Raw genomic sequence first — 21646 nt, 5'->3', positions numbered from 1 at the left:
CCTCGGCTCCTCGGAGATGATTTTCAAATAACGTCTGCACACCGGCTTTCAGCAATATACCGGCTCTCTGGAGAACAGCTCACTATTTTACTCTTTCTCGTCTTCAGATTTGTATACTTTGTTAAAAGTTATTTTATGCCATTTAGCAACTAATTGTCAACTAATTCAAAATATATCCTTATCTTTTTTCCCTATTCTTATACAATTACTTTTCAAATTCTCGCAATGCTGCTAAATTTTCATCATACTCAATAAGTTCAGCAAAGAATCCCGATTCATCCTCACGAAGGACAAATTCAAGCTCTTCCTTCGCCTCTTCATTTCTATTTAACTGTGCTAAATAACAAGCTCGATCATATCTTGCTAACAAATCACTCGCGTCAATTATTAATACTTCATTAGTTATTTTTTCTGCCTTTATCGTTTGGCCGGCACCATGATATGAAGATGCTAAAGAAAGAAGAATTGCTGTTTCATTTGGATGATGTATAGAAGCATTTTCTAATACATGAATTGCCTCTTCAAACCTTTCTTGACTTTGATATATTTCTCCTAAAGCAAGAAATGCTCTACTTACAAACGGTGTTTGCTCTGTTAATTGTAAGATAATCTTTTCTGCTTTTCTTTCTTCCCCTGCTTTAAAGAATACTTGTGCTTGCAGAAGAAGAGTATCATAATCATCTGGTAGTTCTCGAACCATTTGTTTCGTTAATTCCAAAGCATCTCTTAACATATCTTCTTCCTCGCACTCAACGAAAAGATTTGCAAGTTGCTTCGCTACGTCATAATCCCATTTATTTTCTAGTGACGTGTGTAGAATCTCTATTGCTTCTTTATTCATCTCTACATTCTCATAAAATAGCGCAAATCGCTGTGCTGCCATACTATTTTTCGGATTTAACTTTAAAGAGATTTCATATAAATCAATTATCATAGTAACCATTGAAATTTCTTTCGCACGATTTTTCATACGATAAAAAGCTCTCGTAATGATAGATCGTTTCGGCTGTTCATGCAGCTGGCGTTCAATCCATATTTCCGTAACCGCAGCTGCAGCATACATGAATGCTGTACTTCTTTCTGCTTTTTTCACCTTTAATGTATGAAGAAAATCTCGTATGTTAGACAATTTTTTATGTTGCTCTACTGCTTTTACATAAACATCAAATATACGTTCATTATCAAAATCTTTTTGTATTACTTTCATTGCAACTTCAATTGCTTTTACATTTCTTTTTTTCACTAATACTTTTGCATAATGATATAGTACTTCTATATGCTCACCATCTAATTGTAGCGCGTATTCAATCTGTGCTTGTTCTTTATCTGTTTCATTCATCGCTCCGTACACATATGCAATCGCATCTAAACGCCATATTTCAGGTACTTCGTCCGCTAATTGTTCTAGTTCAGTCAGCAATTCTTCCTGAAGATTCATATCTACTGAAAGCTGTGCCAAATATTCCATATTAATATGCAACGGCTCTTCTTTCATCGCCTGAACCATATGACTTTGTTCTTTAGAACGGTTTTCTTCTTTTTCGTATATTTCCGCAAGCTGTAAATGTACACCTACGAAATTCCCATCAAGCTCTAAACATGTTTCATACGCCTGCTTTGCTTCCGTCAATTGCCCTAATGCCATAAGTGTTTCGCCAATTCGGTAATACGGTAATGCCGTTTCCATTTGTTCTATCGCCTTATTATATCTTTTCATCGCTTGGCCGTACTGTCCAATAGATTCATATAAAATACCTGCATAACAACCGTACTCACTTACTTCATTTCTTTCTTTGTGTAACGTTCTTAAAAATGCTATACCTCGTTGTACAAATTCCGTTCCTTTAATTCGATTCACATATTCATCTAACGCACTTGCTACATTATAATCACTTTTCTTTATACCATTTTCTAACTTAGATAGCGCTACTTTAAACCCTTCTTCATTTCCACCAAGTTCAATTTCAGCATCCCATAAAACCATTCCTGCATTCATGAGGAAATCTTGGCTCTTTTCAATTTGCTTCTCAAGACCAAGTATATATTCTTTTGCTTCCTTATATTGTTCTCTTGCCATATAAACTTGTGTAAATCCGAAGTGAGAATAAACATCCTCATCATTTTCTTCTAAAGCACGATTATACAATACTTCTGCTTCTTCCAAGCTATCATTTTGAAAATGATAATCACCTAATTTTACGTAAAGAGGTGCTTTATCATCACAATTCTCAATACCCTTTAATAAAATTTCTTTCGCACTTTCCTCATCCTTCAAATCAGATTCGTATATTTCCGAAAGTTTCGTATAAATGTAAGGTGCATTACTATCCAAATGAATCGCTACTTTAAGCCCTTTTATTGCTAAATATAATTTCCCTAGTTGATGTGCACATCTCGCTCGTTCATACCATACATGCGCTTCATATTTATACTCTTTTAACAAGTCATTAAAGATTTCATATGCTTCTTCATATCTTTCTAAATCTATTAATATTAAACCGTGATTTGTTAAAGTGAACCTTTCAGGACTACGCTCTAACGCAACTTGAGAGTATTGCAATGCTTTTTCAGATTGATCAATATACATATAGGATAAAGCGAGAAAACTCCAAGCAATAGGCTGATCTGCGTCTAATTGTAACGATAAACGAAAGCTTGAAATCGCTTCTAGATAACTTTCCTGTTCAAAAGCATATCTTCCGTTTATTAAATGATATAAAGCACGATTATTTTTCTTCTCAACGCTTGTCAGCATTTGCTCCGCTTTCTCTACTTCTTGAAGACGAATAAAACACTGTGCACCATGCAATTTAACAAAGTCCGAGTTCGGAAACTTTTCCATTAACTTATCGATACAATATAAAATAAATTCTTTATCTACTTCAACATCTAAGTGCTTTATCGTATATAACCACGTATTTGGATTATCACTCGTTTCTTTTAAAAATTGTACTAAGTTACTAATCCCCTCTTTGTCATGTTCATCTAAATGATCCGTAAGAGAAAAAATAGATTTAAAATAACGATTTTCTTCTTCACTTAGAAACGCTAGTTGCTCCTTCTTTTCTTTCGGAACAAACGTGATTGCTAAACAGCCTGTATAACGATATTTTTCTTGTAATTTACTATATTCCACAAGAACTGGTTCTATAAAGTTTGGATCTTGAACATAGAAAGCTCGCAATGTATCATCATATCCAGATAGAACTTGTACGTGTGAAGCATGCTCAATATCTATACTTAATAAAACAGGAATTCCTTCGTCAATCAGTCTCTTATAATTCTCTTCATTCCCTTTAAAATAACGATATTCATAACCTAATTCTTCTAAATAAGAAACAGTATCTGAAAACTTCGAACCTGTCATATCAAAAATAAACTCTGCTATTTCATCTTGTGTACGTTTCTCTCCCCATATACGCAACATCATCTCTAAACTTGTCGGAACACAATAATTATCCTTTTGTACAATAGGAACTATCGGCAAGTGAACCTTTTTTCCATCCGGATTTTTTTCTAAATTATGATATAAAGATTCTTTTAAACTCTTTTCTTCTTTTAATAGTTTTTGTAAATCTGCAAATTTATTCATTTTGTACAGTGCTTCTGCACGTAAATGTACAAAGTAAGTATTATAGGCATGATACGGCAGCTGAGTATTTATGTTATCTATTACCGCTAACATCTCTTCATATTGCTCTAAATCTAATAAATACTTTATCTTCTCAAAATGAAAATATGGTACTTGTGGGAATTTTACAATTGCATCATCGATTAACTGTATCGCGCGTTTTTGTTCTCCTTTATTCGCATACAATTGTGATAATAAATAGGTAGATAACTCTTCACAATCTTCATGCTGCATGCCAGCAATAAATTGTTCTTCCGCTTTCTCCCATTCACCTGTATGCATATAAACGTAGCCCCATTTATCAAACACTGCGCGTGTACTGTACTCCTCTGCTTTTTGCATATACATTAACGCTTCTTCGTTTCGTTTCATTTCTAAAAGACATCGTACTAACGTAAAGTATGTTTTCGCTAAGAAATCTGCATCTATTTCTTCTTTACTTAACTCTTCTAAAGAAGATTTTAACAACTGCTCTGCTTCAAGAATTTTCCGCTCATCAATTAACTCATCACAATATAAAGAGAGCGTTCTCATATTTGGGAATTTTTTATAAGCGTAACGAATGAGGAATGAACTGTATTGGTGCATAAGCCCTTCATCAGTAAGGCGAATTAATATATCGAGCTCCTTATGCGAAGGAATATTGGCCAGCCAATTCTTCACATAGGATAAAGTATTCGTTTCTTTTATATATGCAATTTCATTATTTATTTCCTGTAATCCATCTACAAATCTCTTGTCTTTTAAACAAGTTTCTAACTGCTTAAAATCTAGCATGCATTCACCTCGAATTTATATTTAAACTGCTACTTGCTTAGATTTTACACACCATATAGTATGTATTCAACTAAAATCTCTTATAATGGATCGTATTAATTAATATTATTCAAATTTATAACAAAATATAGTGAAAATGATTGTTTTTCTCCGTATTTTGTTTAATTATATGGAATAACGTAACATGCAATTTTAATCTTGTAGAAGCTGAAATTAGTACATAAAATTATCTCGGCGATAATTCAAATATATCAGCGATTCTTTCATTTTATCGGCGATTTTCAAATTATATCGACCGATTCTTAACATTTATCAGCGATTATATGTCGAATATCGACTTATCGACATTAAACGACAATCCTTATACATCATACCTTTTAACAAACTATGTCACCAAATTTAATTTTCATATTGGGAGCGTATACAAAAGAAGAATACACATGAAATATTTTAAAAAATCGTAGTTCAGCTTCATATTGAGCTAGCGCATTATCATATATTAATCCTCTGGCTATTAAACGTTCTACAAATTGTTGCTTATCACCCGGATCACCTGCAATCCCCTCTTCTTTTAATGATTGATACAAATCGTTTTTATCATTGTGATGCATATTTAAATCTAAAAAGTTCACTTTATCGCTTACTCTACATTCAATATTTTTCACACCTAATTCACTTAAATATATCGGTATTTTCATGCCTATATTGCCATCTTTACCATTTCTTTGCGTATCACTTTCAAATAATTTCTGCAAAACACCTAGCTGAATAAATTCCGATTGTTTCTCCCCATCTAGTAAATAAGAAGCCATATTAGAAATCCAATGTGGTTCAAAACAGATTATTTTCCCGCCTCCTTTTATATACAAAACTAAAGTTCTCTATATAATAGCCGTATTCCTACACTTTTCTTAAAATTTCAAAGCAAAAAGCTAGTGTATTATTAAAAATACACTAGCTTTTTATTTGGAAGAAAAATTTAACAAGTACAATCACAATCAAAACAATCCGTACAGTCTAAATCGTCACAATCTGCTTTTCTCTTTCTTTTGTTTCTTTTAAGATAATAATACAGTAGCCCAAACAATAGTATACAAATAACAAAAGCTATTATTGCTTCTGTATACTTATTTTGAGTCATAAAACCAATTCCACTTCCGCCTGAAATAAAAATTAGAATTAAATAAATCCAGAACATCTATGTAAATACCTCCATTACTATATATCTTAAGATAATATCCATATAACAGTAGATGAAATGAATAATCCCATACCATTACCGCTTAATACACCAGTAGTTATTCTTAGCAAATTTGAGCTACTTCTCCATTTCCACTTTTGGGTGAACCCATCGATAAGTAACGGAATTTGAGCGAAAAATGATAGTATGATTGCCAAAAGAAATGAAGGTGTCATATAAAAATAAATTGGAAACATTAAAATACCAATAAGCATGCCTGTACAACGCGCACATAAAGGTATGTACTTTTGTAGTTTAAAAAAACTCCTATCTAATCTTCTATGACAAGGAATTTGTAAAATAAAAGTTCGAATCAATATGAATCACCCTCTCTAAAAAGATTTTAATTGATTTTGCAAAAAAAATATATATCCAATAAAAAAACAAACCAGGTTTATACTAGACCCAGTTTGTCAGTTAACTACTATGTTACATTTCCTCAGGTGCCTCCACCCCAAGTAAACGTAATCCTTCTTTTAATACAACCGTCACAGCATAAACCAATGCGAGTCTGCTGTCTTTTTCTTTGCTCTCTTCTAATATACGAACATTACCGTAATATTTATTGAATGATTGTGCTACATCTAATATATATTTCGAAATAAACGATGGCTCATTTTTATTGAAAGCTGCTTCAATTATTTGCGGGAATTTATTTAGTAATTTTACGACACTCCAGCTATGATCGTCTTTTAAAGCAAATGTACATGTTTCAAATTCTACACTTTCTTTTCTTAAAATAGAACAAGCACGTGCATGTGTGTACTGTACGTACGGGCCTGTTTCTCCTTCAAATTTCAGCATGTTTTCTAATGAGAATTCAATATTGTGCATACGCTCATTTTTTAAATCGTGGAAGATGACTGCACCAACACCGACTTGCTTTGCTACTACTTCTTTTTGTTTTAAGTTTGGATTTTTCTCTTCAATATTTTGTTTTGCAAGTTCGATTGCTTCTTCGAGTACTTCTTCAAGTAAAATAACTCTTCCTTTACGTGTCGACATTTTCTTACCATCTTTTAAAATGAAGCCAAACGGTACGTGTTCCATACCATCAACCCAAGTATAGCCAAGTTTTTTTAATACGGTGAAAAATTGATTGAAATGTAAGCTTTGTTCTGGACCAACAACATATAGCGCTTTATCAAACCCATAAGTGTTTTGACGATATAAAGCTGCCGTTAAGTCACGCGTTGCATAAATCGTCGCACCATCTGATTTTCTAATTAAGCAAGGCGGCATTCCTTCTTCTTCTAAATTAACGACTAATGCACCTTCTGATTCTTCAAGCAACTCATGTTCTTCTAAAATCCCAATAAAATCTTCCATTAAATTATTATAAAATGCTTCTCCCTGAAAATTAGTAAATTCTACGCCGAGAAGTTCATAAATGCGAGAAAATTCTTTAAGGGACTCATGACGGAACCAATTCCAAAGTTCTACCGCTTCTTCATCACCTTCTTCTAGTTTCTTAAACCAAGCACGTCCTTCTTCTTCTAGTTCTTCGTCGTCTTTTACCTCTTCATGGAATTGGACATATAACTTAAATAGCTCACGTATTGGATCTTCTTTAACTACTGCTTCATTTCCCCATTTTTTATAAGCCGTAATTAACTTTCCAAACTGTGTTCCCCAATCTCCTATATAATTAATCCCTACAACTTCATAGCCACATTTTTCAGCGATATGTTTCAGCGAATTTCCTATCATTGTAGAACGTAAATGCCCCATCGAAAAAGGTTTCGCGATATTAGGAGAGGAATAATCAATTACTACTGTTTTTTCACAGCCAAAGTGGTTTTGACCGAACTCTTCTTTCTCCGCTAAAACTGTTTTTAATACTGCATCACTTACAGTTTCACGATTGAAAAATACATTTACATAAGGACCAACGGCTTCTACTTTCGTAAAAAACGGATCATTGAATTTCTCAGCAACTTCCTTTGCGATAAGAGCTGGTGCTTTTTTATATTGCTTCGCTAATGAAAAGCATGGGAACGCTGCATCTCCAAATTCATCTTGTTTCGGTGTTTCAATTAAATCTAAAATTTGTTTTTGCGTTAATTCATTCGTGAAAATATTAGATAAACTTTCCGCAAACTGCATTTTATAATCCATGATACAACCTCCTTATTTTTTAAAACACAAAAAACTCGTCTCTAAAAAAGAGACGAGTTTTAACCCGTGGTACCACCCTTGTTGTTCGTTACGAACCACTTTCCCGTTTATAACGAGGACAGGGGGCCTCGGCTTTCTCTACTATTCGTTCAAGAAGCATCTCCGAAGTGCGCTTCATCTTTTTCTTCCGTACTAGGCTCACACCATCCCTAGCTCGCTTTCCTTCTAAAAAAGACTACTCTCTTCATCACAGACAGTATATTTAATTAATTATTGCTTATTATACATCTTTTCAAACAATTAGCAAGGGTCAATTACACCAAAGTGAAACTTAGCACTTTTTCTTTTGTATACATGAAAATTGTGTTTTTCAAATCTAGAACTACGAAAATGATCTTTTAAAACGACACGTTTTCTCGCCACTCGTTTTGCCTCCGCAATTGTTTCGTCAGTAATATCATGATACAAAGCGAAGTGTTTTAATCCTTTAATTCCATCGGATTCTATGACAGTTTCTTCAAACATCGGATCAAGGTAAACGACATCGTAACTATTGTCTTCACATTGCGCTAAAAATGAAAAATGCTCCGTTTGCTTTACTTGAATTCTTTGCATTGCTTCATCAATTTCAGAAACGGATGAAGACCATGTTTTCAAACCATTTTCCATAATATAAGCCATATACTCATTGCCTTCAAGTCCTGTTACTTTTCCGCTTTCACCAACAACATAACTAGCTACAATACTATCTGATGCCATCCCGAGCGTACAATCTAACACTGTCATTCCTCTCTCTAATTGCGTGGCTTGTACAAACGGATCGTGTTCTCCACGCATTAACCTTTTCACACGAAACATCGCTGAGTTCGGATGAAAGAAAAACGATTCTTCCGTACCTTTCGGATAAATAGCTAATCGGTTCTTCCCTACGACAAGCACATCTTGTTGATACTGCTCATGTAATTTATGCACTGGTATGTCATTACGTTTAACGAATGAACGATTTAATTCTGCGGCTACCTGCTTTGCATAATCTGTCATTTCTTTATTCGTTCTTCCTGCTGTTGTTACGATCATTGTTTCACCTCTATATAAAGAAAAGAGGGAGATTTACTCTCCCCCTTCTTTAGCAATTCTTTTCGAAAGCTTGTTCTAAGTTCGTAATAATTTCGTCCATAGTTGCACCTTCAATTTCATGACGGTGAATGAAGTGAACAACTTCTTTTCCTTTTAATAATGCCATAGATGGTGAAGATGGAGGAATTTCTCCGAAGTATTCACGCATTTTTGCAGTAGCATCTTTATCTTGACCTGCGAATACAGTTACAAGATGATCAGGTTGTTTTTCAGCACGAACAACCGCTTGACCTGCTGATGGACGTGCTAAACCAGCTGCACAACCACAAACAGAGTTTACAACTACTAAAGTTGTACCTGATGTATTTTCCATAAATTCTGTTACAGCTTCTTCTGTAGTTAACTCTTCAAACCCAGAACGCACTAACTCTTGGCGCATTGGGATTACCATTTGGCGCATGTATTCTTCATAAGCATTTGACATCTTGTAATCTCTCCTTCAACTTTCATTCCAAATTCATCATATCACGCTCTATTAATAGGTGCAAAAGAAAGATAACGATGATTTCATTTTTTTGTAGGGATTTCACAAACCCCACCGCGGCAATGCCCCACTGGAACAAGTTTTCTATTATTAGCGATATAATCGTATACTTTACTTCCAAAACCAAGTACGATAGATAGCTTTATAAAAGGAACGGCAAACCAATAAGATGGAACGGCCTTTGCTAATACATCTATGCTCTGAATACCGTCATACCACTTATTATGTTTTAAAATATACAATCTTTGTTCCATCTTGCTTTGTAGTTCTTGAGAAAGTTCATACTTCTCAACTACATTTTCATCTCGAAATGAAACAAATTCCATCTTACCCTTTTTATCTAATTTTTTCGTACGTTCTGCAACGGCCGCACACATCGGACACCAACTATCATAGAAAACAATCATATATTATTCCCCTTTACGAGACTCCGTCATTTGTTTCCATACAGAACCTTTTGCTTCTTCTCCGCCTTCAATACGCTCTAATGCTAGACGTGCTTGCATGGCTACTTCAAACTCTGGATCATCTTGCGCTGCTTTTAATGCTGGAATCGCACTTTCATCTCCAAGTTCAAATAAGAACATAGCTGCACGCCAGCGTACTAATTTACTTGGATCTTTCAGAGATTTAATCATAACGAACATCGCTGCCGGATCACCTACATCTGATAAACAATCTCCTGCAGTACGACGAACACTTACAGAGCGATCTAATAAAGCTTTATATAATAACGGTAATACTTCATCACCTTTTACCATACCTAAATACGCTGTTGCTAAACGACGAATTGAAACTTTTTCATCATCTAACGCCATCTTCAACACTGGAATATCTTCTTCAGTAGGATCCATTTGTTCTAATGCTGCAAAACGGTTTTTCCAGTCAGAATCTTTCATCATCTCTTCTGTTACTTTATATGGCTCACGCTTTTGAATCGTTACTTCAACAGCACCTGCTTGATTTAATAATTCTTTAACCGTTTCATTTACACGTTCTTCTGAATAAGCAGCAACAATCTCTTCTACTACTTCTTTCCCGATTTCTTCAAAGTTACCGTAACGTGTACTTTGTTCTACCCATTTACGCTCTTTTACAACGTTTGGTGCAGACATTTGCACTTTCATAATTGATTCTTTAAAACGATCTGGTAAACCAACACGTTCTTCCGTCGTTCCATCTGTTAACTTTACTTGCATTGGAATTGTAAAGAACATTTGAACAAACACTTTCACTTCTCCAAAATGAGCAAGTTGTTGTTCTTCACTTTCTTCCAATACTTCTTCGCCGAAAACAGCACGAACTTGTTGTAATAAAACTTTCCAGTCATACTTCGCATTTCGCTCCACTGCTAAAAAGTCGGCTACATGATATACACCTTTAATGCCTTCAATTTTCAAAATTTCTTGCACTTGCATTGGTGCTTGTTCTTTATTTTCATTTGTATAATTATTACGCGCTCCTGATGGTAATACTTCATTCAAAATAACTTTCATTGTATTTGGACTTGGCGTCGGTTCAATTGCTTTAATCTTCACGTAAAAAACTCTCCTTTATTGCATGTTCTTAGCTGTATTGTAACATGTTATCACTCTATACTCCTACTCGGATGCTTAATTTTACTACTTTCTTCCCGCTACCATACTATTTCATTCTTTTTACATTTTAAATTAGGAACGGGATTTTAAAAGCTTTCGTTTCCGATGATTTTTACTTTTTATCCATTTCTTGAGGCATCGCCATTATTTTTGAAAAAAACACGCTAAGCAAAAAATATAATAAGCTATCCATATGGATAGCTTATTTACATATTTTTCGTTCTCGGAAGTTGATCTTGTAGCGCTCTTTCTCGTAATTCACTATGTTTTCCAAAGAAAATAGTGAAAGACAAGGCGATGAATACATTTGCAAAATGACAAAACTGTAAGAATACACGAATGTTTGTAAGAAAGTTCGATGTTTTCCTTTTTCTTTTTTTATTATAGTGAAAAAGAAGAACGAAATATTCTCTTATGTAGGAAAGGAAGATAATAATGATTGATTTATTAAATAAATGGATGTTAGAAAGTACAGGCAATTTCAATATCGTTGTAGGACTTACAGCACTTCTATTTTTGGGTTCAGTAATTGCACTTATTATTATTTACAAAAAAATTGGTAAACCAGATGAAAGAACAAATCCTATTTATTTAAAAATTATTTCTTGTATGTTTACTACTCAAATTCTAATGAATTGCATATTTATCTCTTTAGTTGGTAAAGATATTGAGAATTTCCGTCAAATCTTTATATTATTTGAAACCTTTGTATTCTTCGTTGGAGCTATTTATTCGTTTAAATTATATAGACAAGAATTTAAATAATTTACTTGCAAGAAACAATAAAAAAGGGGATTCCTTACTCTCAGAAAGGATCCTTTTTTTATTTTCTATCACTCGATTCATCTTTTTATACATTCCTATCCTGTGATGGGTTTTACGATTCTCGTTTGTTACTGGATTAGCCAAAAAACGTTCTAAAATTTTATATACTCTTTACTTATTTTTTCAAAAAAGCTGGCGGTATCCCCTCTTTAAGTTTATTAAAATACTTTCCACAATTTTTTCCGAAGCTATTACTTAAAATCACCTTTTATTACGATGCCCCCTCCCGCCTTCTCTCCAAAAAGGTAATACTCTCAATCACAACTTCAGTTCTATATATTCTCTTGCCTTGTCCATCATCGTAATTACTAGTCTGAATACGCCCTGTAATCCCAACGAGCGACCCCTTCTTACAATATTCAGCTACATTCTCAGCCGATTTGCGCCAAACGACACAATTAATAAAATCGACTTGTTGTTCACCTAAACTATTTCGAAATCCTCTATTCACCGCAACACATATTCGTGCATAAGCGACGCCTTGTTTTGTGTAGTATAATTCTGGCTCCTTTGTCAATCTACCGATTAATACAACTCGATTCATCATAAGTTATACCACCTCACATGTTTTTCTTCATTGTAAGGAGAAATGTTTGAATGGTAAAAAGACCAAAATGTTATATCCGTAAGTAAAAAGTATTATTTTAGACCTTACAAAACAAAAAAAGAAACCATACATAGTTCAAACATGTATGATTTCAAAATTTATTACACTTCAGTACAAGATATGTAATATCCTCCGTGAGCCATCTTTATTTCAGCACGGTACATTACATTTTCTAAGTAGAAAGTAATCGGTTTAACTTTACTCTCAAATTTTAGTCTTCCATTGCATTCAGTTGCATATCCTTCAATCGCTGAAGTAATAACTTTTGATGATGGATACGTTAAAGCTTCATCTAGTTCTATGAAAAAACTTTTAGAAAATAGTTTTTTCATAATCCCCTTCTTCTCTTTCATCATATTCCATCTCCTTCACTTCAAGCTGCTAACATCCATATTATACCATACATTCAATATATCTTTGAAAATAAAAAAATCCTGCATTTTTCATGCAGGATTTTTTTATTAGTCATTTTTCGTAAAGTAAGAAACAAAACGAAGAATTTCTAAGTATAACCATACTAATGTAAGCATTAGTCCCATCGCAGTATACCACTCCATATATTTCGGAGCTTGACTACGTACACCATTTTCGATTAAATCGAAATCTAGTAATAAGTTTAATGCAGCAACTACAATAACAACTGCACTAATAATAATACCGATTGTACCACCTTGGTGAATGTATGGAACAGTTACACCAAACATATTTAGTAGGAATACGACTAAATACATAACCATAATTCCAAGTGTTGCTGCCATAACGCCTGTACGGAATTTATCCGTTACTTTTACTACGCGTGTTGCATATAACACTAACATTGCAAATAGAATTGAGATTGTTAGTAATACAGCATTTAAAACGATAGAATCGCCAAATTTCATTGTATAAACTGCTGAAATACTTCCTAACACAACCCCTTCTACCGCTGCATAGATTGGTGCACCAAAAGGTGAAATACGCGGGAAGAACATAGACGCGAATGCGATGATTGCCGCAACGATTAAAGCACCAATTAATACTGGCATCTTCATCGTCCCCTGCATCATCTGTATGTATGAATAGACAGACGTTGCAAGTAGCAAGATAAGCATAATAAACGTTTTGCCTACTGTTCCGCCAATCGTCATCGCAGAAGCGCTTGCTCCCTCTTTACGGAATGCCTCTTTTTTCAACATTGGATTAGATGTTCTCATTTTTTCCCTCCTAAAATAGGTTCTACCAATAGTGTAAAGTTTTTCTCTTTACTTTTCAATATATGCAGCTTGTTTTTATTTTAATCCTTCAACGATGTCTGATAGTTCACTCCATCTTTCCATCTTTTTTTCTAGCTCTTCTTCTGTTTTCTGCTGTGCTTCAGATAATTCTTGTGCCTTTGTGAAGTCAGATCCAACTTTCGCAAGTTCTTCTCCAATTGACTCAATTTTCTCTTCAAGTTCGGCAATTGTATCTTCAATCGTTTCCCATTCACGCTGTTCATTGTATGAAAGTTTACGTTTACGTTGTTGTTTTGGAGCTTCTTCTACAACTTTTTTCTCTTTTTGAACTTCCGCTTTCTCCATAAGTTCTCTCGTTTTTTCCATTTCTAAATAATCTGTATAACTACCTAAAAACTCACGCACTTCGCCTCCACCAGTAAAGATGAACAGTTCATCTACTACTTTATCTAATAAGTAACGGTCATGCGATACAGTTAAAACGACACCTGGGAAATCTTCTAAATAATCTTCTAGTACTGTTAATGTTTGTGTATCTAGATCGTTCGTAGGTTCATCAAGTAAAAGTACGTTTGGTTCTCCCATTAAAATACGTAATAAATATAAACGTCTTCTTTCACCACCAGATAGTTTACCAAGTGGTGTACCATGTGAATGCGTCGGGAATAAGAAACGTTCTAACATTTGAGATGCACCAATTACTTTTCCATCTGTCGTATGAATAACTTCTGCAATCTCTTTAATGTATTCAATCATACGCTGATTTAAATTCATCTCTTCATTTTCTTGCGTATAATAAGCAACTTTTACAGTTTGTCCTACTTCAACTTCACCACTATCAGGAGATAACTTACCTGCAAGCATATTTAATAGGGAAGATTTCCCGCTTCCATTCGCCCCAATAATTCCGATACGATCACCCGGTTTCACAATATGATTAAAATTATGTAATACCGTCTTATCGCCAAATTTTTTCGTTACATCTTTTAACTCAAGTACTTTCTTTCCTAGACGACTTCCGCTTAGTGCAATATCAACTGACTGTTTTGCAGCTGGTCCTTCTTGTGCCTTTAGCTCATCAAAACGCTGAATACGCGCCTTTTGTTTCGTAGAACGGGCTTTTGCACCACGACGAATCCAAGCAAGTTCACGACGATATAAATTTTGGCGTTTCGATTCTTGTGCCAATTCTTGCTCTTCACGAAGTGCTTTCGCTTCTAAAAATGTACTATAGTTTCCTTCGTAGCTATATAATTTACCATTATCTAATTCAAAAATACGATTCGTCACACGATCTAAGAAATAACGATCATGGGTTACAAGTAATACCGAACCTGTATATCTCGCTAAATATTCTTCTAACCATTCAACTGTCTCATGGTCAAGATGGTTCGTAGGCTCGTCTAAAATTAATAAATCAGGTGTTTCAATAAAACATTGTGCCATTGCGATACGTTTTTTCTGTCCACCAGATAAGTTCCCAACAATTGCAGTGAAGTCCGTAATTCCTAATTTCGTTAAAAGAGATTTCGCATTTGCATTTGCTTCCCATGCACTCATTGCATCCATACGTTGCTGCACTGCAAATAATTGTTCCTGTACTTTTTCATTACTTGGATCTTTTTCAATATTTAATAGTGCTTTTTCATAATCACGAAGAAGACGAATTAAAGGTGTATCACCATGGAACACTTGCTCTAATACTGTCAGTTTTTCATCAAACTCTGGTTGCTGTGATAAATAACTAATTGTATACCCACGTGAATGCGTCATATCACCTGTATCAGGAGTTTCTAATCCTGCAATAATTTTTAATAATGTCGATTTACCAGTTCCGTTTACACCAATAATTCCGACACGTTGTCCTTCTGTAATACTACATGATAATCCATCAAATAACGGCTTTTCCCCATATGATTTTGATAAGTTCTCCACAGTTAACATTTTCATATTTGTGCATTCCACTCTTTCATAAATTGTTCAATAAACTGTTCCATATAACGATGACGAATTTCAGCCTCTTGTTTTGCTGCATTCGTATTCATTAAATCTTTTAATTTCAAAAGTTTTTCATAAAAATGATTTAAAGATGGATCATTATTTTTTCTATATTCTTCTTTCGTCATTTCTTCACGCGGCGGAATAGTTGGGTCATACATTAATCTCCCTTTCGCCCCACCATATGCAAATGTACGAGCAATTCCTATTGCACCAAGAGCATCTAAACGATCCGCATCTTGAACAATTTTCCCTTCAAGTGACTCTACTGTGCCGCCATGGCCACCTTTATAAGACATATTGGCGATGATATGAAGAATATGTTTACTTTCCTCTTCTTCAACCCGTAGCTCTTCTAACCAATCAGAAACTTTTTTCATTCCTGCTTCTTCACTTTCATTTAGCTTTTCATCTGCCACATCGTGAAGTAATGCTGCCATTTCAATTATAAAACGATTTCCACCTTCTTGCTCAGATAAAGAAATCGCCATTTTATGTACACGTTCAATATGATACCAATCATGCCCACTCGCATCTTTTTCTAAAATATGTTTTACAAAAGTAATTGTTTTTTGAATTTTTTCTTGTTTTGTCATTTTATCTTCACCCAGTTACTTATTGTAACACGCCCGCATTTTTTCATCACATATTTTCTTGTCCGCCCATACACTAGGTGGTAGGCATCATCATGAAGGAGGAATAAACATGTTCTATAATAATCAACCGCCTTATCCAAGGCAACCATTGTATCCTCAACAACAAGAACAGAGATACACAGAACAATACGAAGAACAAGAGTTACAACAGCAAGAGCCACAATATGACGAAAACCCATATGCAACAAAGCAAAACCTAGAAACTGAATTTCAACAAAATCCATATGACACACGTCCAAATTATGAATATCCTCAAAATCCATATGCAGCACCACAAAATCAAGAACAGCGATATCCTCAAAATCCATATGTAATACCACAAAACCAAGAACAACAATATCAACAAAATCCATATGCAGCACCACAAAACCAAGAACAACAATATCCTCAAAATCCATATGTAGCACCACAAAACCAAGAACAACAATATCCTCAAAATCCATATGCAGCACCACAAAACCCATACACAACTCAACCACAACAACCGCAATACCAACAACAAATGTATCAACCAAACTACGACGCACGTGTCTCACCACCTAAACCACCAACAATAGATCCAACTCAACCACAAATTTTACCGCCTGGACCAACACTAGACATTACACAACCACAAATATTGCCACCTGGACCAATTACTGAACCAACACAACAACAAATTCAACAAGTTGTCGGTACACAGTTTTTACCTTTCAAGAAACCCGTACTAGATTTCGTAAAACCATGGGTAGATTACGGTTTAAATGAAGCAAAACATACATCACATGAACACGCATTAACAGAAGTTGCTGCCATTATGTTTTTAGTTGGTAAAGGCTTCAATCCGACGATTGCACATTATATCGTTGAATCTTGGGAGAAGAATGAGCAGTTTTAGGGTTGTTTATTTGATAAAATATAAAAAACACAAAAGTGCCAAACCCCTTATACCACAAGGGGTTTGGCACTTTTTAATATCTAAAACAAATTTTATTGAAATAATTATTTTTATAGATTTTCATACTTTTTTATATAGTACGTGAACAAAATGTGAGCAAATATGTGAACATATACAGTACAAAATTACACCTTTGTATACACATTTTTAGAAACATCTTACGTTTATCAAACAATAACCAAAAGACGTACCTGCAACCTCATCATATAAATAATAGATATTAAAAAGAGGACACTATAAGCGCCCTCTTCCTTAGGTTTTAAATATGTTCTCCATGATCCATAAACACTTCAATTGCTTCGTTTTGTGGTATGTCTTTTACATTAGTAAGACCAAAAGTAAAAACAGCGGATAACATCATCATTAATAAGATTGCTTTTTTCATTTTAGCGCCCTTCTTTCTATGCTATTTTTGTCTGCATCTAAAGCGATGTGCAAATACTTGCTTGCTTTTCTGTGATTTTCTGAACCATAGAATATTTCACCTAAAAGAGAAGCATATTCTTTTACCCAATCATATAATTCTTCTTTTTCAAAATACGAAATACCTTCTATAACCACATTTTCTAATTCTTCTTGCGGTACATAGTTATGTACTGCTTTTAAAATTCGGAAATGATGACGATAACATAAGTCGCTAATCTTATAGCCATTCTCAATATATTCATTAGCGATATGACTATAACCTAACTTAAAATGTTCTCTTGCTAAAAGAAACATAGTTTTAGCGTTATTTTCTAATGAATCCTCTAAGTGTTTAATTGCTAACTCTGGCATGTTTTGACTTGCGTATAAAAGTCCTAAATTATGCTTAACTCGTTTAATAAGAAGTTCATCATTAGATTTTTGGAAGGTACCTAGTGCTGAAAGTAAATATTCCTCTGCACTTTCGAATTCATTTAGTCGAATGTGTGCCATTCCTAAAGTATTTAAGCATGCTGCAGTTTTTAATTCATACCCTGGACTAATTGAAAATACTTCATTCGCCTTTGTAGCAAATTGAACTGCTAAGATCGGTTTTAATACGTGATAGTAATGGACTGCAAGCCAATAATTAAATTCAGCTTTTTCAATTTCATCATGCATGTACTCTAAAAACGTTTCAGCTTTTTCAAATTGCATTCTTGCTTCACTATGGTTTGCTTTATTAATAGCGTAAATTGCTTTAAATAAATGATGATAGTACTCTAAAAATGTTTCTGTAGACTCTGGTAAAGGCTCGATTTTGTCCAGAATATCTTTTGTACTATCCATATCCCGAATTAGCAGTTTATACCGTGCATTCAATAAAGCGTAGTAGACTAATATTGTTTGGTCTTCCTTAATATTATTGATTTTATTTGCAATATCTTCTTTTATTTTCTGAGACTGTAATACACGTTGTGAAATCATAGCTTGATACCAGTCGTTTAATAATTTTGTGATTTCTTCTTTAGAAATAATGTCAACACTCATCTACTTCTACCCCCTTTTGTTAAATGTTATCATGACATGCTTGTTTGCATAAATAAGTTTTTGAATATTCTAACTTGAAAAAATATTTTTGAATATTCATGTTAACAAAATGGTCCCTTTTCAAACCCCAAAAAAGAACACACGTTTGTTTGTAGTGGAGTTAAAAAAACAAAAGTGAGGTATTACATCATGGAATATAACGGCTTTCCTGTAGTACGTGGAAGAGGTATGGTGAAATGGAATCCGTTTGCTTCAATACCGGAGCAATACGAGGAAATACATAGAATGTTTGAGGAACAATATAAAGTACCTAAACCTTTTTTAACACAAGATACTATGGAACGAATAGAAAGAGCGTTAATGCAATCTTTTCACGAGGAAGAAGAAATACATACCTCATACTATCGTGATGGAATGGTGCAAGACATGTACATAAATGTATTACATATTGAACCGATGACGAAAACTATATATTGTACAGATGCTTTTGGTTTGAATACTAAGTTTAAGTTTGATGAATTGGTGAATATAAATTAAAAGAAGCCGCCCGACAGTACTGAAGTGCACCCCAATTGTTAGACACAGCCTAACAATTGGGGTGCACTTCACATATATAGGTGGCTTTTGTACGACAAAAAAGAGCTCTGCTATACAGCAGAGCAAAAGAAAAATATATAACCCTATAAAAATAATACAAATTATTGATACTTTCAAAAGACGAAATTTAAATTTCCATCACAATAATACCTATGTTTAAGTATGAAACATTCTACCTTTGTGTCATCTATTTCACATTTAAATTCTGCCTGTTTAATAGCTTGTTTAGCTTTTTTCGGATCACGAGGCCATACTTCCCTACCAGATTCCATTTTAGTTTTTTTTCGATTTTCCGGTTTCTATTCTTCTGCAATCTTTACTTTACTAAAATCCGAATCAATATTAGCCTGATACATATCTTCCTCTTGCTCATCCTCAGAAAGAATAAAGCTCTCATTCAACGCTTTAATAATATTATCAATAGATTTATATTTTGCTAATTTAATTTCTAATTTTGTTGAATCAATATTAGTAAATCCTTGTGGTGTATGGTTCAATTTGTAGCCAAAGAAAGCTGCGAATTCGATTGCTTTAATGTTTACAGGTTTTAGGTCCTTAATAAAATAGATGTATTCCCAAGTTTCATCATTATCGTTTGTTTTCTAAATTTTTCTAGCCACATCTGGGTTATGAGTCTTAGCAAAAATTGTCCCGAAAAACTTAAATTCCCCTTTAGAATATGCTAAAATCCCGTCACCCTCTTTTAACTTTTCCCATCTATCAACATTTGAAGAACCAGGAGTTGCTCCCCACATACATACATTCTCATGTAATTCATTATCTTTAAGTTTAGTTACTGTATCGGCATCTAAATCTGCTAAACATGTAGAAATAGGATATGGTTTTTCAATAGTAGCTTCCAAATTTTTTATAGCACTATCATTACTTGCAGTAAAAAGATATAACATATTTAATTCCACCTTTTTTAAATTTCATTATATTTCTTTTTAGAGTCTCGAGATTTCTCTACTGGATATTTTTTATTATTTTTTCTATTTTGTTTATAATAATCTCTTCTAAATCAATATCCAATTGATCTGCCAACTCATCTTTCATGTCTTCTTTTTTTGTTTCTACAGCTTCCTCACTGCTTTTCCACTGAAAATTCTCCAACAACTCACTCGCCTCTAAAGAAAGAGAAATAGCTAAATCTTTAGGGTTGTGGAACTGCTTCCAGTTCCTATCGTCCCGAAATTTTAGGACTTTCTCTAAAATAGTTTGATTCATTTTTTGAATCCCCCAGTTACTTTTCATTGGTAAACTCTTCTATAATTACACATAACCATTTACTTCCATTTCAAAAAAATATGAATATATAAATGTAAAAGATTAAAATAAAAATAAGTACATATGTTTTATTAGGAGGTATATGTATGTCCAACAGCACTTCATGGTTAGATGAAATTATAGCAATATTAACCGAACTAGATGGAGCAGGAACACTGAATCAAATTAAAACAAAGGTTATGGAGCGTAATAAAATTGACTTGAATAGATACCAACACGAACAGTCTATAGCTGCAAGAATTAGAAAGACCATTTATCAACATTCAAGTGAATGTGATATTTACAAAGGTTATTTTATGCTGTAAATGGTAAAGGAAATGGTTTGTGGGGGCTAAGAGATTACGATAATAATAGTAATTCTGATTTAATAGACGGCGAAGAAGCATTTGCTGAAGGTAGACAAATCCTTAAGGCACACCTATCCTACGAGCGCAACAGCAAAGTAATTAAATTGGCTAAGGAGCGATTTAAACAACTACATGGTGGGAAGCTGTTCTGTGAAGTTTGTGGTTTTGATTTTTATAAGGCATACGGGGAATTAGGAAAAGATTTCATTGAAGGTCATCACACTGTACCTGTATCAGAGCTTAAAGAGGGCTCTGTAACCAAAGTAGAGGATATTATAATGGTATGTGCTAATTGTCATAGGGTGCTGCATAGGAAGAAGCCCTGGCTGAGTAAAGAAGAACTGCAACTGTTATTAAATAAACTGTAAGATTTAAAAATAATAAGAGTCCTTTTATAAGCAAGGACTCTTTGGAATAATATTACTGGTTGGAGCAATTAGCTTTTGCTAGCTGCTCTTTTTATGGATTCACTACATAAACTTCTTCTGCCCACGATTCTCCTATTAAATAGTTATTGATGGAAAAGTAATCATTTCTAGGTACATTCAAAATCAATTCATTTATACGATTAATTGTGTGAGAATTATGATGTGTGATTTCTCCTAATTCCTTGTACTGCCTTACGCTTTTTTTCCATTTCACAATTACAACATTATTTTTTTGTAACTGTTTAAATTGCTCTTGTTTTTCAAAGTTTTCAAAATTCATATCAATTCCCCTTTGTATGAAAATGAAATT

The 21646-nt window shown here is 33.9% G+C and carries 21 protein-coding genes, 4 pseudogenes and 2 other annotated features (1 of these 27 running past the window's edge); of the genes and pseudogenes, 4 read left to right on the top strand and 21 right to left on the bottom strand.

Annotation, left to right across the window (positions count from 1 at the left end):
* Positions 1-113: a binding site (T-box leader), on the bottom strand; it reaches 128 nt to the left of the window's first position.
* 92 nt (positions 114-205) lie between these two features.
* The 10 genes and pseudogenes from BAQ53_RS10290 to BAQ53_RS26605 all read right to left on the bottom strand — a co-directional run.
* Positions 206-4408 (bottom strand): bacteriocin-processing peptidase family protein, encoded by a 4203-nt coding sequence (locus tag BAQ53_RS10290; protein WP_208906830.1) that lies wholly within the window; start codon positions 4406-4408, stop codon positions 206-208.
* Positions 4409-4785: 377 nt separating this feature from the next.
* Positions 4786-5271: pseudogene (locus tag BAQ53_RS10285) on the bottom strand (methyltransferase); the annotation flags it as partial.
* Positions 5272-5387: 116 nt separating this feature from the next.
* Entirely contained in the window at positions 5388-5606 is a 219-nt protein-coding gene (locus tag BAQ53_RS10280; protein WP_000498604.1) for a hypothetical protein, read from the bottom strand.
* A gap of 29 nt (positions 5607-5635) precedes the next feature.
* A complete protein-coding gene (locus BAQ53_RS10275) occupies positions 5636-5965 on the bottom strand; it encodes a DUF2085 domain-containing protein (RefSeq protein WP_000621477.1) in 330 nt (109 codons plus the stop codon).
* Positions 5966-6077: 112 nt separating this feature from the next.
* On the bottom strand, positions 6078-7766 hold the full coding sequence (argS, locus tag BAQ53_RS10270) for an arginine--tRNA ligase (RefSeq protein ID WP_000384908.1): 1689 nt from the start codon (positions 7764-7766) through the stop codon (positions 6078-6080).
* Between the two features lie 45 nt (positions 7767-7811).
* Positions 7812-8026, bottom strand: a binding site (T-box leader).
* 40 nt (positions 8027-8066) lie between these two features.
* A complete protein-coding gene (locus BAQ53_RS10265) occupies positions 8067-8843 on the bottom strand; it encodes a class I SAM-dependent methyltransferase (protein ID WP_000637452.1) in 777 nt (258 codons plus the stop codon).
* Between the two features lie 49 nt (positions 8844-8892).
* Positions 8893-9327 carry a BrxA/BrxB family bacilliredoxin gene (locus BAQ53_RS10260; protein ID WP_000063706.1) on the bottom strand — a complete coding sequence of 145 codons (435 nt, stop codon included), beginning with the start codon at positions 9325-9327 and terminating at the stop codon, positions 8893-8895.
* Between the two features lie 83 nt (positions 9328-9410).
* Positions 9411-9794, bottom strand: a complete 384-nt coding sequence (locus BAQ53_RS10255) for a thiol-disulfide oxidoreductase DCC family protein (protein ID WP_089148431.1) — start codon at positions 9792-9794, stop codon at positions 9411-9413.
* A 3-nt stretch (positions 9795-9797) separates the two neighbouring features.
* Positions 9798-10925: a conserved virulence factor C family protein gene (locus BAQ53_RS10250; protein WP_000692564.1), complete on the bottom strand. Its 1128-nt coding sequence runs from the start codon at positions 10923-10925 to the stop codon at positions 9798-9800.
* A gap of 281 nt (positions 10926-11206) precedes the next feature.
* A pseudogene (locus tag BAQ53_RS26605) lies at positions 11207-11281 on the bottom strand (transposase); the annotation flags it as partial.
* A gap of 139 nt (positions 11282-11420) precedes the next feature.
* On the opposite strand from BAQ53_RS26605, the gene BAQ53_RS10245 reads away from it, so the two are divergent.
* Positions 11421-11750, top strand: coding sequence for a hypothetical protein (locus tag BAQ53_RS10245; protein WP_000566284.1), 330 nt, complete (start codon positions 11421-11423; stop codon positions 11748-11750).
* Positions 11751-12021: 271 nt separating this feature from the next.
* On the opposite strand, the gene BAQ53_RS10240 is transcribed toward BAQ53_RS10245, so the two are convergent.
* The 5 genes from BAQ53_RS10240 to BAQ53_RS10220 all read right to left on the bottom strand — a co-directional run bounded on the left by BAQ53_RS10240 (position 12022) and on the right by BAQ53_RS10220 (position 16225).
* Complete coding sequence (locus BAQ53_RS10240) at positions 12022-12357, bottom strand: single-stranded DNA-binding protein (RefSeq protein ID WP_089148430.1); 336 nt, start codon at positions 12355-12357, stop codon at positions 12022-12024.
* Positions 12358-12518: 161 nt separating this feature from the next.
* Positions 12519-12773: a DUF4318 domain-containing protein gene (locus tag BAQ53_RS10235; protein ID WP_089148429.1), complete on the bottom strand. Its 255-nt coding sequence runs from the start codon at positions 12771-12773 to the stop codon at positions 12519-12521.
* Between the two features lie 105 nt (positions 12774-12878).
* Positions 12879-13610, bottom strand: coding sequence for a Bax inhibitor-1/YccA family protein (locus BAQ53_RS10230; RefSeq protein WP_001260655.1), 732 nt, complete (start codon positions 13608-13610; stop codon positions 12879-12881).
* Between the two features lie 75 nt (positions 13611-13685).
* Positions 13686-15581, bottom strand: a complete 1896-nt coding sequence (locus BAQ53_RS10225; RefSeq protein ID WP_208906829.1) for an ABC-F family ATP-binding cassette domain-containing protein — start codon at positions 15579-15581, stop codon at positions 13686-13688.
* Positions 15578-16225 carry an HD domain-containing protein gene (locus BAQ53_RS10220; protein WP_000165966.1) on the bottom strand — a complete coding sequence of 216 codons (648 nt, stop codon included), beginning with the start codon at positions 16223-16225 and terminating at the stop codon, positions 15578-15580. The genes BAQ53_RS10225 and BAQ53_RS10220 overlap by 4 nt, the downstream gene beginning before the upstream one ends.
* A 109-nt stretch (positions 16226-16334) precedes the next feature.
* On the opposite strand from BAQ53_RS10220, the gene BAQ53_RS10215 reads away from it, so the two are divergent.
* Entirely contained in the window at positions 16335-17162 is an 828-nt protein-coding gene (locus BAQ53_RS10215) for a hypothetical protein (protein WP_089148428.1), read from the top strand.
* A 319-nt stretch (positions 17163-17481) separates the two neighbouring features.
* Here BAQ53_RS10215 and BAQ53_RS10210 read toward each other — a convergent pair whose 3' ends face one another.
* Both BAQ53_RS10210 and BAQ53_RS10205 read right to left on the bottom strand, forming a co-directional pair.
* A complete protein-coding gene (locus tag BAQ53_RS10210) occupies positions 17482-17607 on the bottom strand; it encodes a hypothetical protein (RefSeq protein ID WP_000709202.1) in 126 nt (41 codons plus the stop codon).
* Entirely contained in the window at positions 17604-18677 is a 1074-nt protein-coding gene (locus BAQ53_RS10205; RefSeq protein WP_000109856.1) for a response regulator aspartate phosphatase, read from the bottom strand. Before BAQ53_RS10205 ends, BAQ53_RS10210 begins: the two co-directional genes overlap by 4 nt.
* 189 nt (positions 18678-18866) lie before the next feature.
* On the opposite strand from BAQ53_RS10205, the gene BAQ53_RS10200 reads away from it, so the two are divergent.
* The gene (locus BAQ53_RS10200; protein WP_000456183.1) at positions 18867-19214 is read left to right on the top strand and encodes a YolD-like family protein; all 348 of its coding nucleotides are present in this window, start codon (positions 18867-18869) and stop codon (positions 19212-19214) included.
* Positions 19215-19453: 239 nt separating this feature from the next.
* Here the strand turns inward: BAQ53_RS10200 and BAQ53_RS26455 are convergent.
* From BAQ53_RS26455 to BAQ53_RS10185, 3 genes and pseudogenes are all read right to left on the bottom strand, one after another.
* Positions 19454-19630, bottom strand: a pseudogene (locus BAQ53_RS26455) (HNH endonuclease); the annotation flags it as partial.
* 246 nt (positions 19631-19876) lie between these two features.
* A complete protein-coding gene (locus BAQ53_RS10190; RefSeq protein ID WP_139032739.1) occupies positions 19877-20182 on the bottom strand; it encodes a restriction endonuclease in 306 nt (101 codons plus the stop codon).
* A 58-nt stretch (positions 20183-20240) separates the two neighbouring features.
* Positions 20241-20528 (bottom strand): nucleoside triphosphate pyrophosphohydrolase family protein, encoded by a 288-nt coding sequence (locus BAQ53_RS10185; protein WP_002025705.1) that lies wholly within the window; start codon positions 20526-20528, stop codon positions 20241-20243.
* 119 nt (positions 20529-20647) lie between these two features.
* Here BAQ53_RS10185 and BAQ53_RS26450 point away from each other — a divergent pair.
* Positions 20648-21276, top strand: a pseudogene (locus tag BAQ53_RS26450) (HNH endonuclease).
* Between the two features lie 91 nt (positions 21277-21367).
* Here BAQ53_RS26450 and BAQ53_RS10170 read toward each other — a convergent pair.
* Entirely contained in the window at positions 21368-21616 is a 249-nt protein-coding gene (locus BAQ53_RS10170; protein ID WP_001008602.1) for a hypothetical protein, read from the bottom strand.
* Positions 21617-21646: the final 30 nt, after the last annotated feature.

Source organism: Bacillus sp. B25(2016b) (genome assembly GCF_001679765.1).
GTDB classification, from domain to species: domain Bacteria; phylum Bacillota; class Bacilli; order Bacillales; family Bacillaceae_G; genus Bacillus_A; species Bacillus_A thuringiensis_K.
This window is presented reverse-complemented; position numbering and strand designations above follow the sequence as displayed.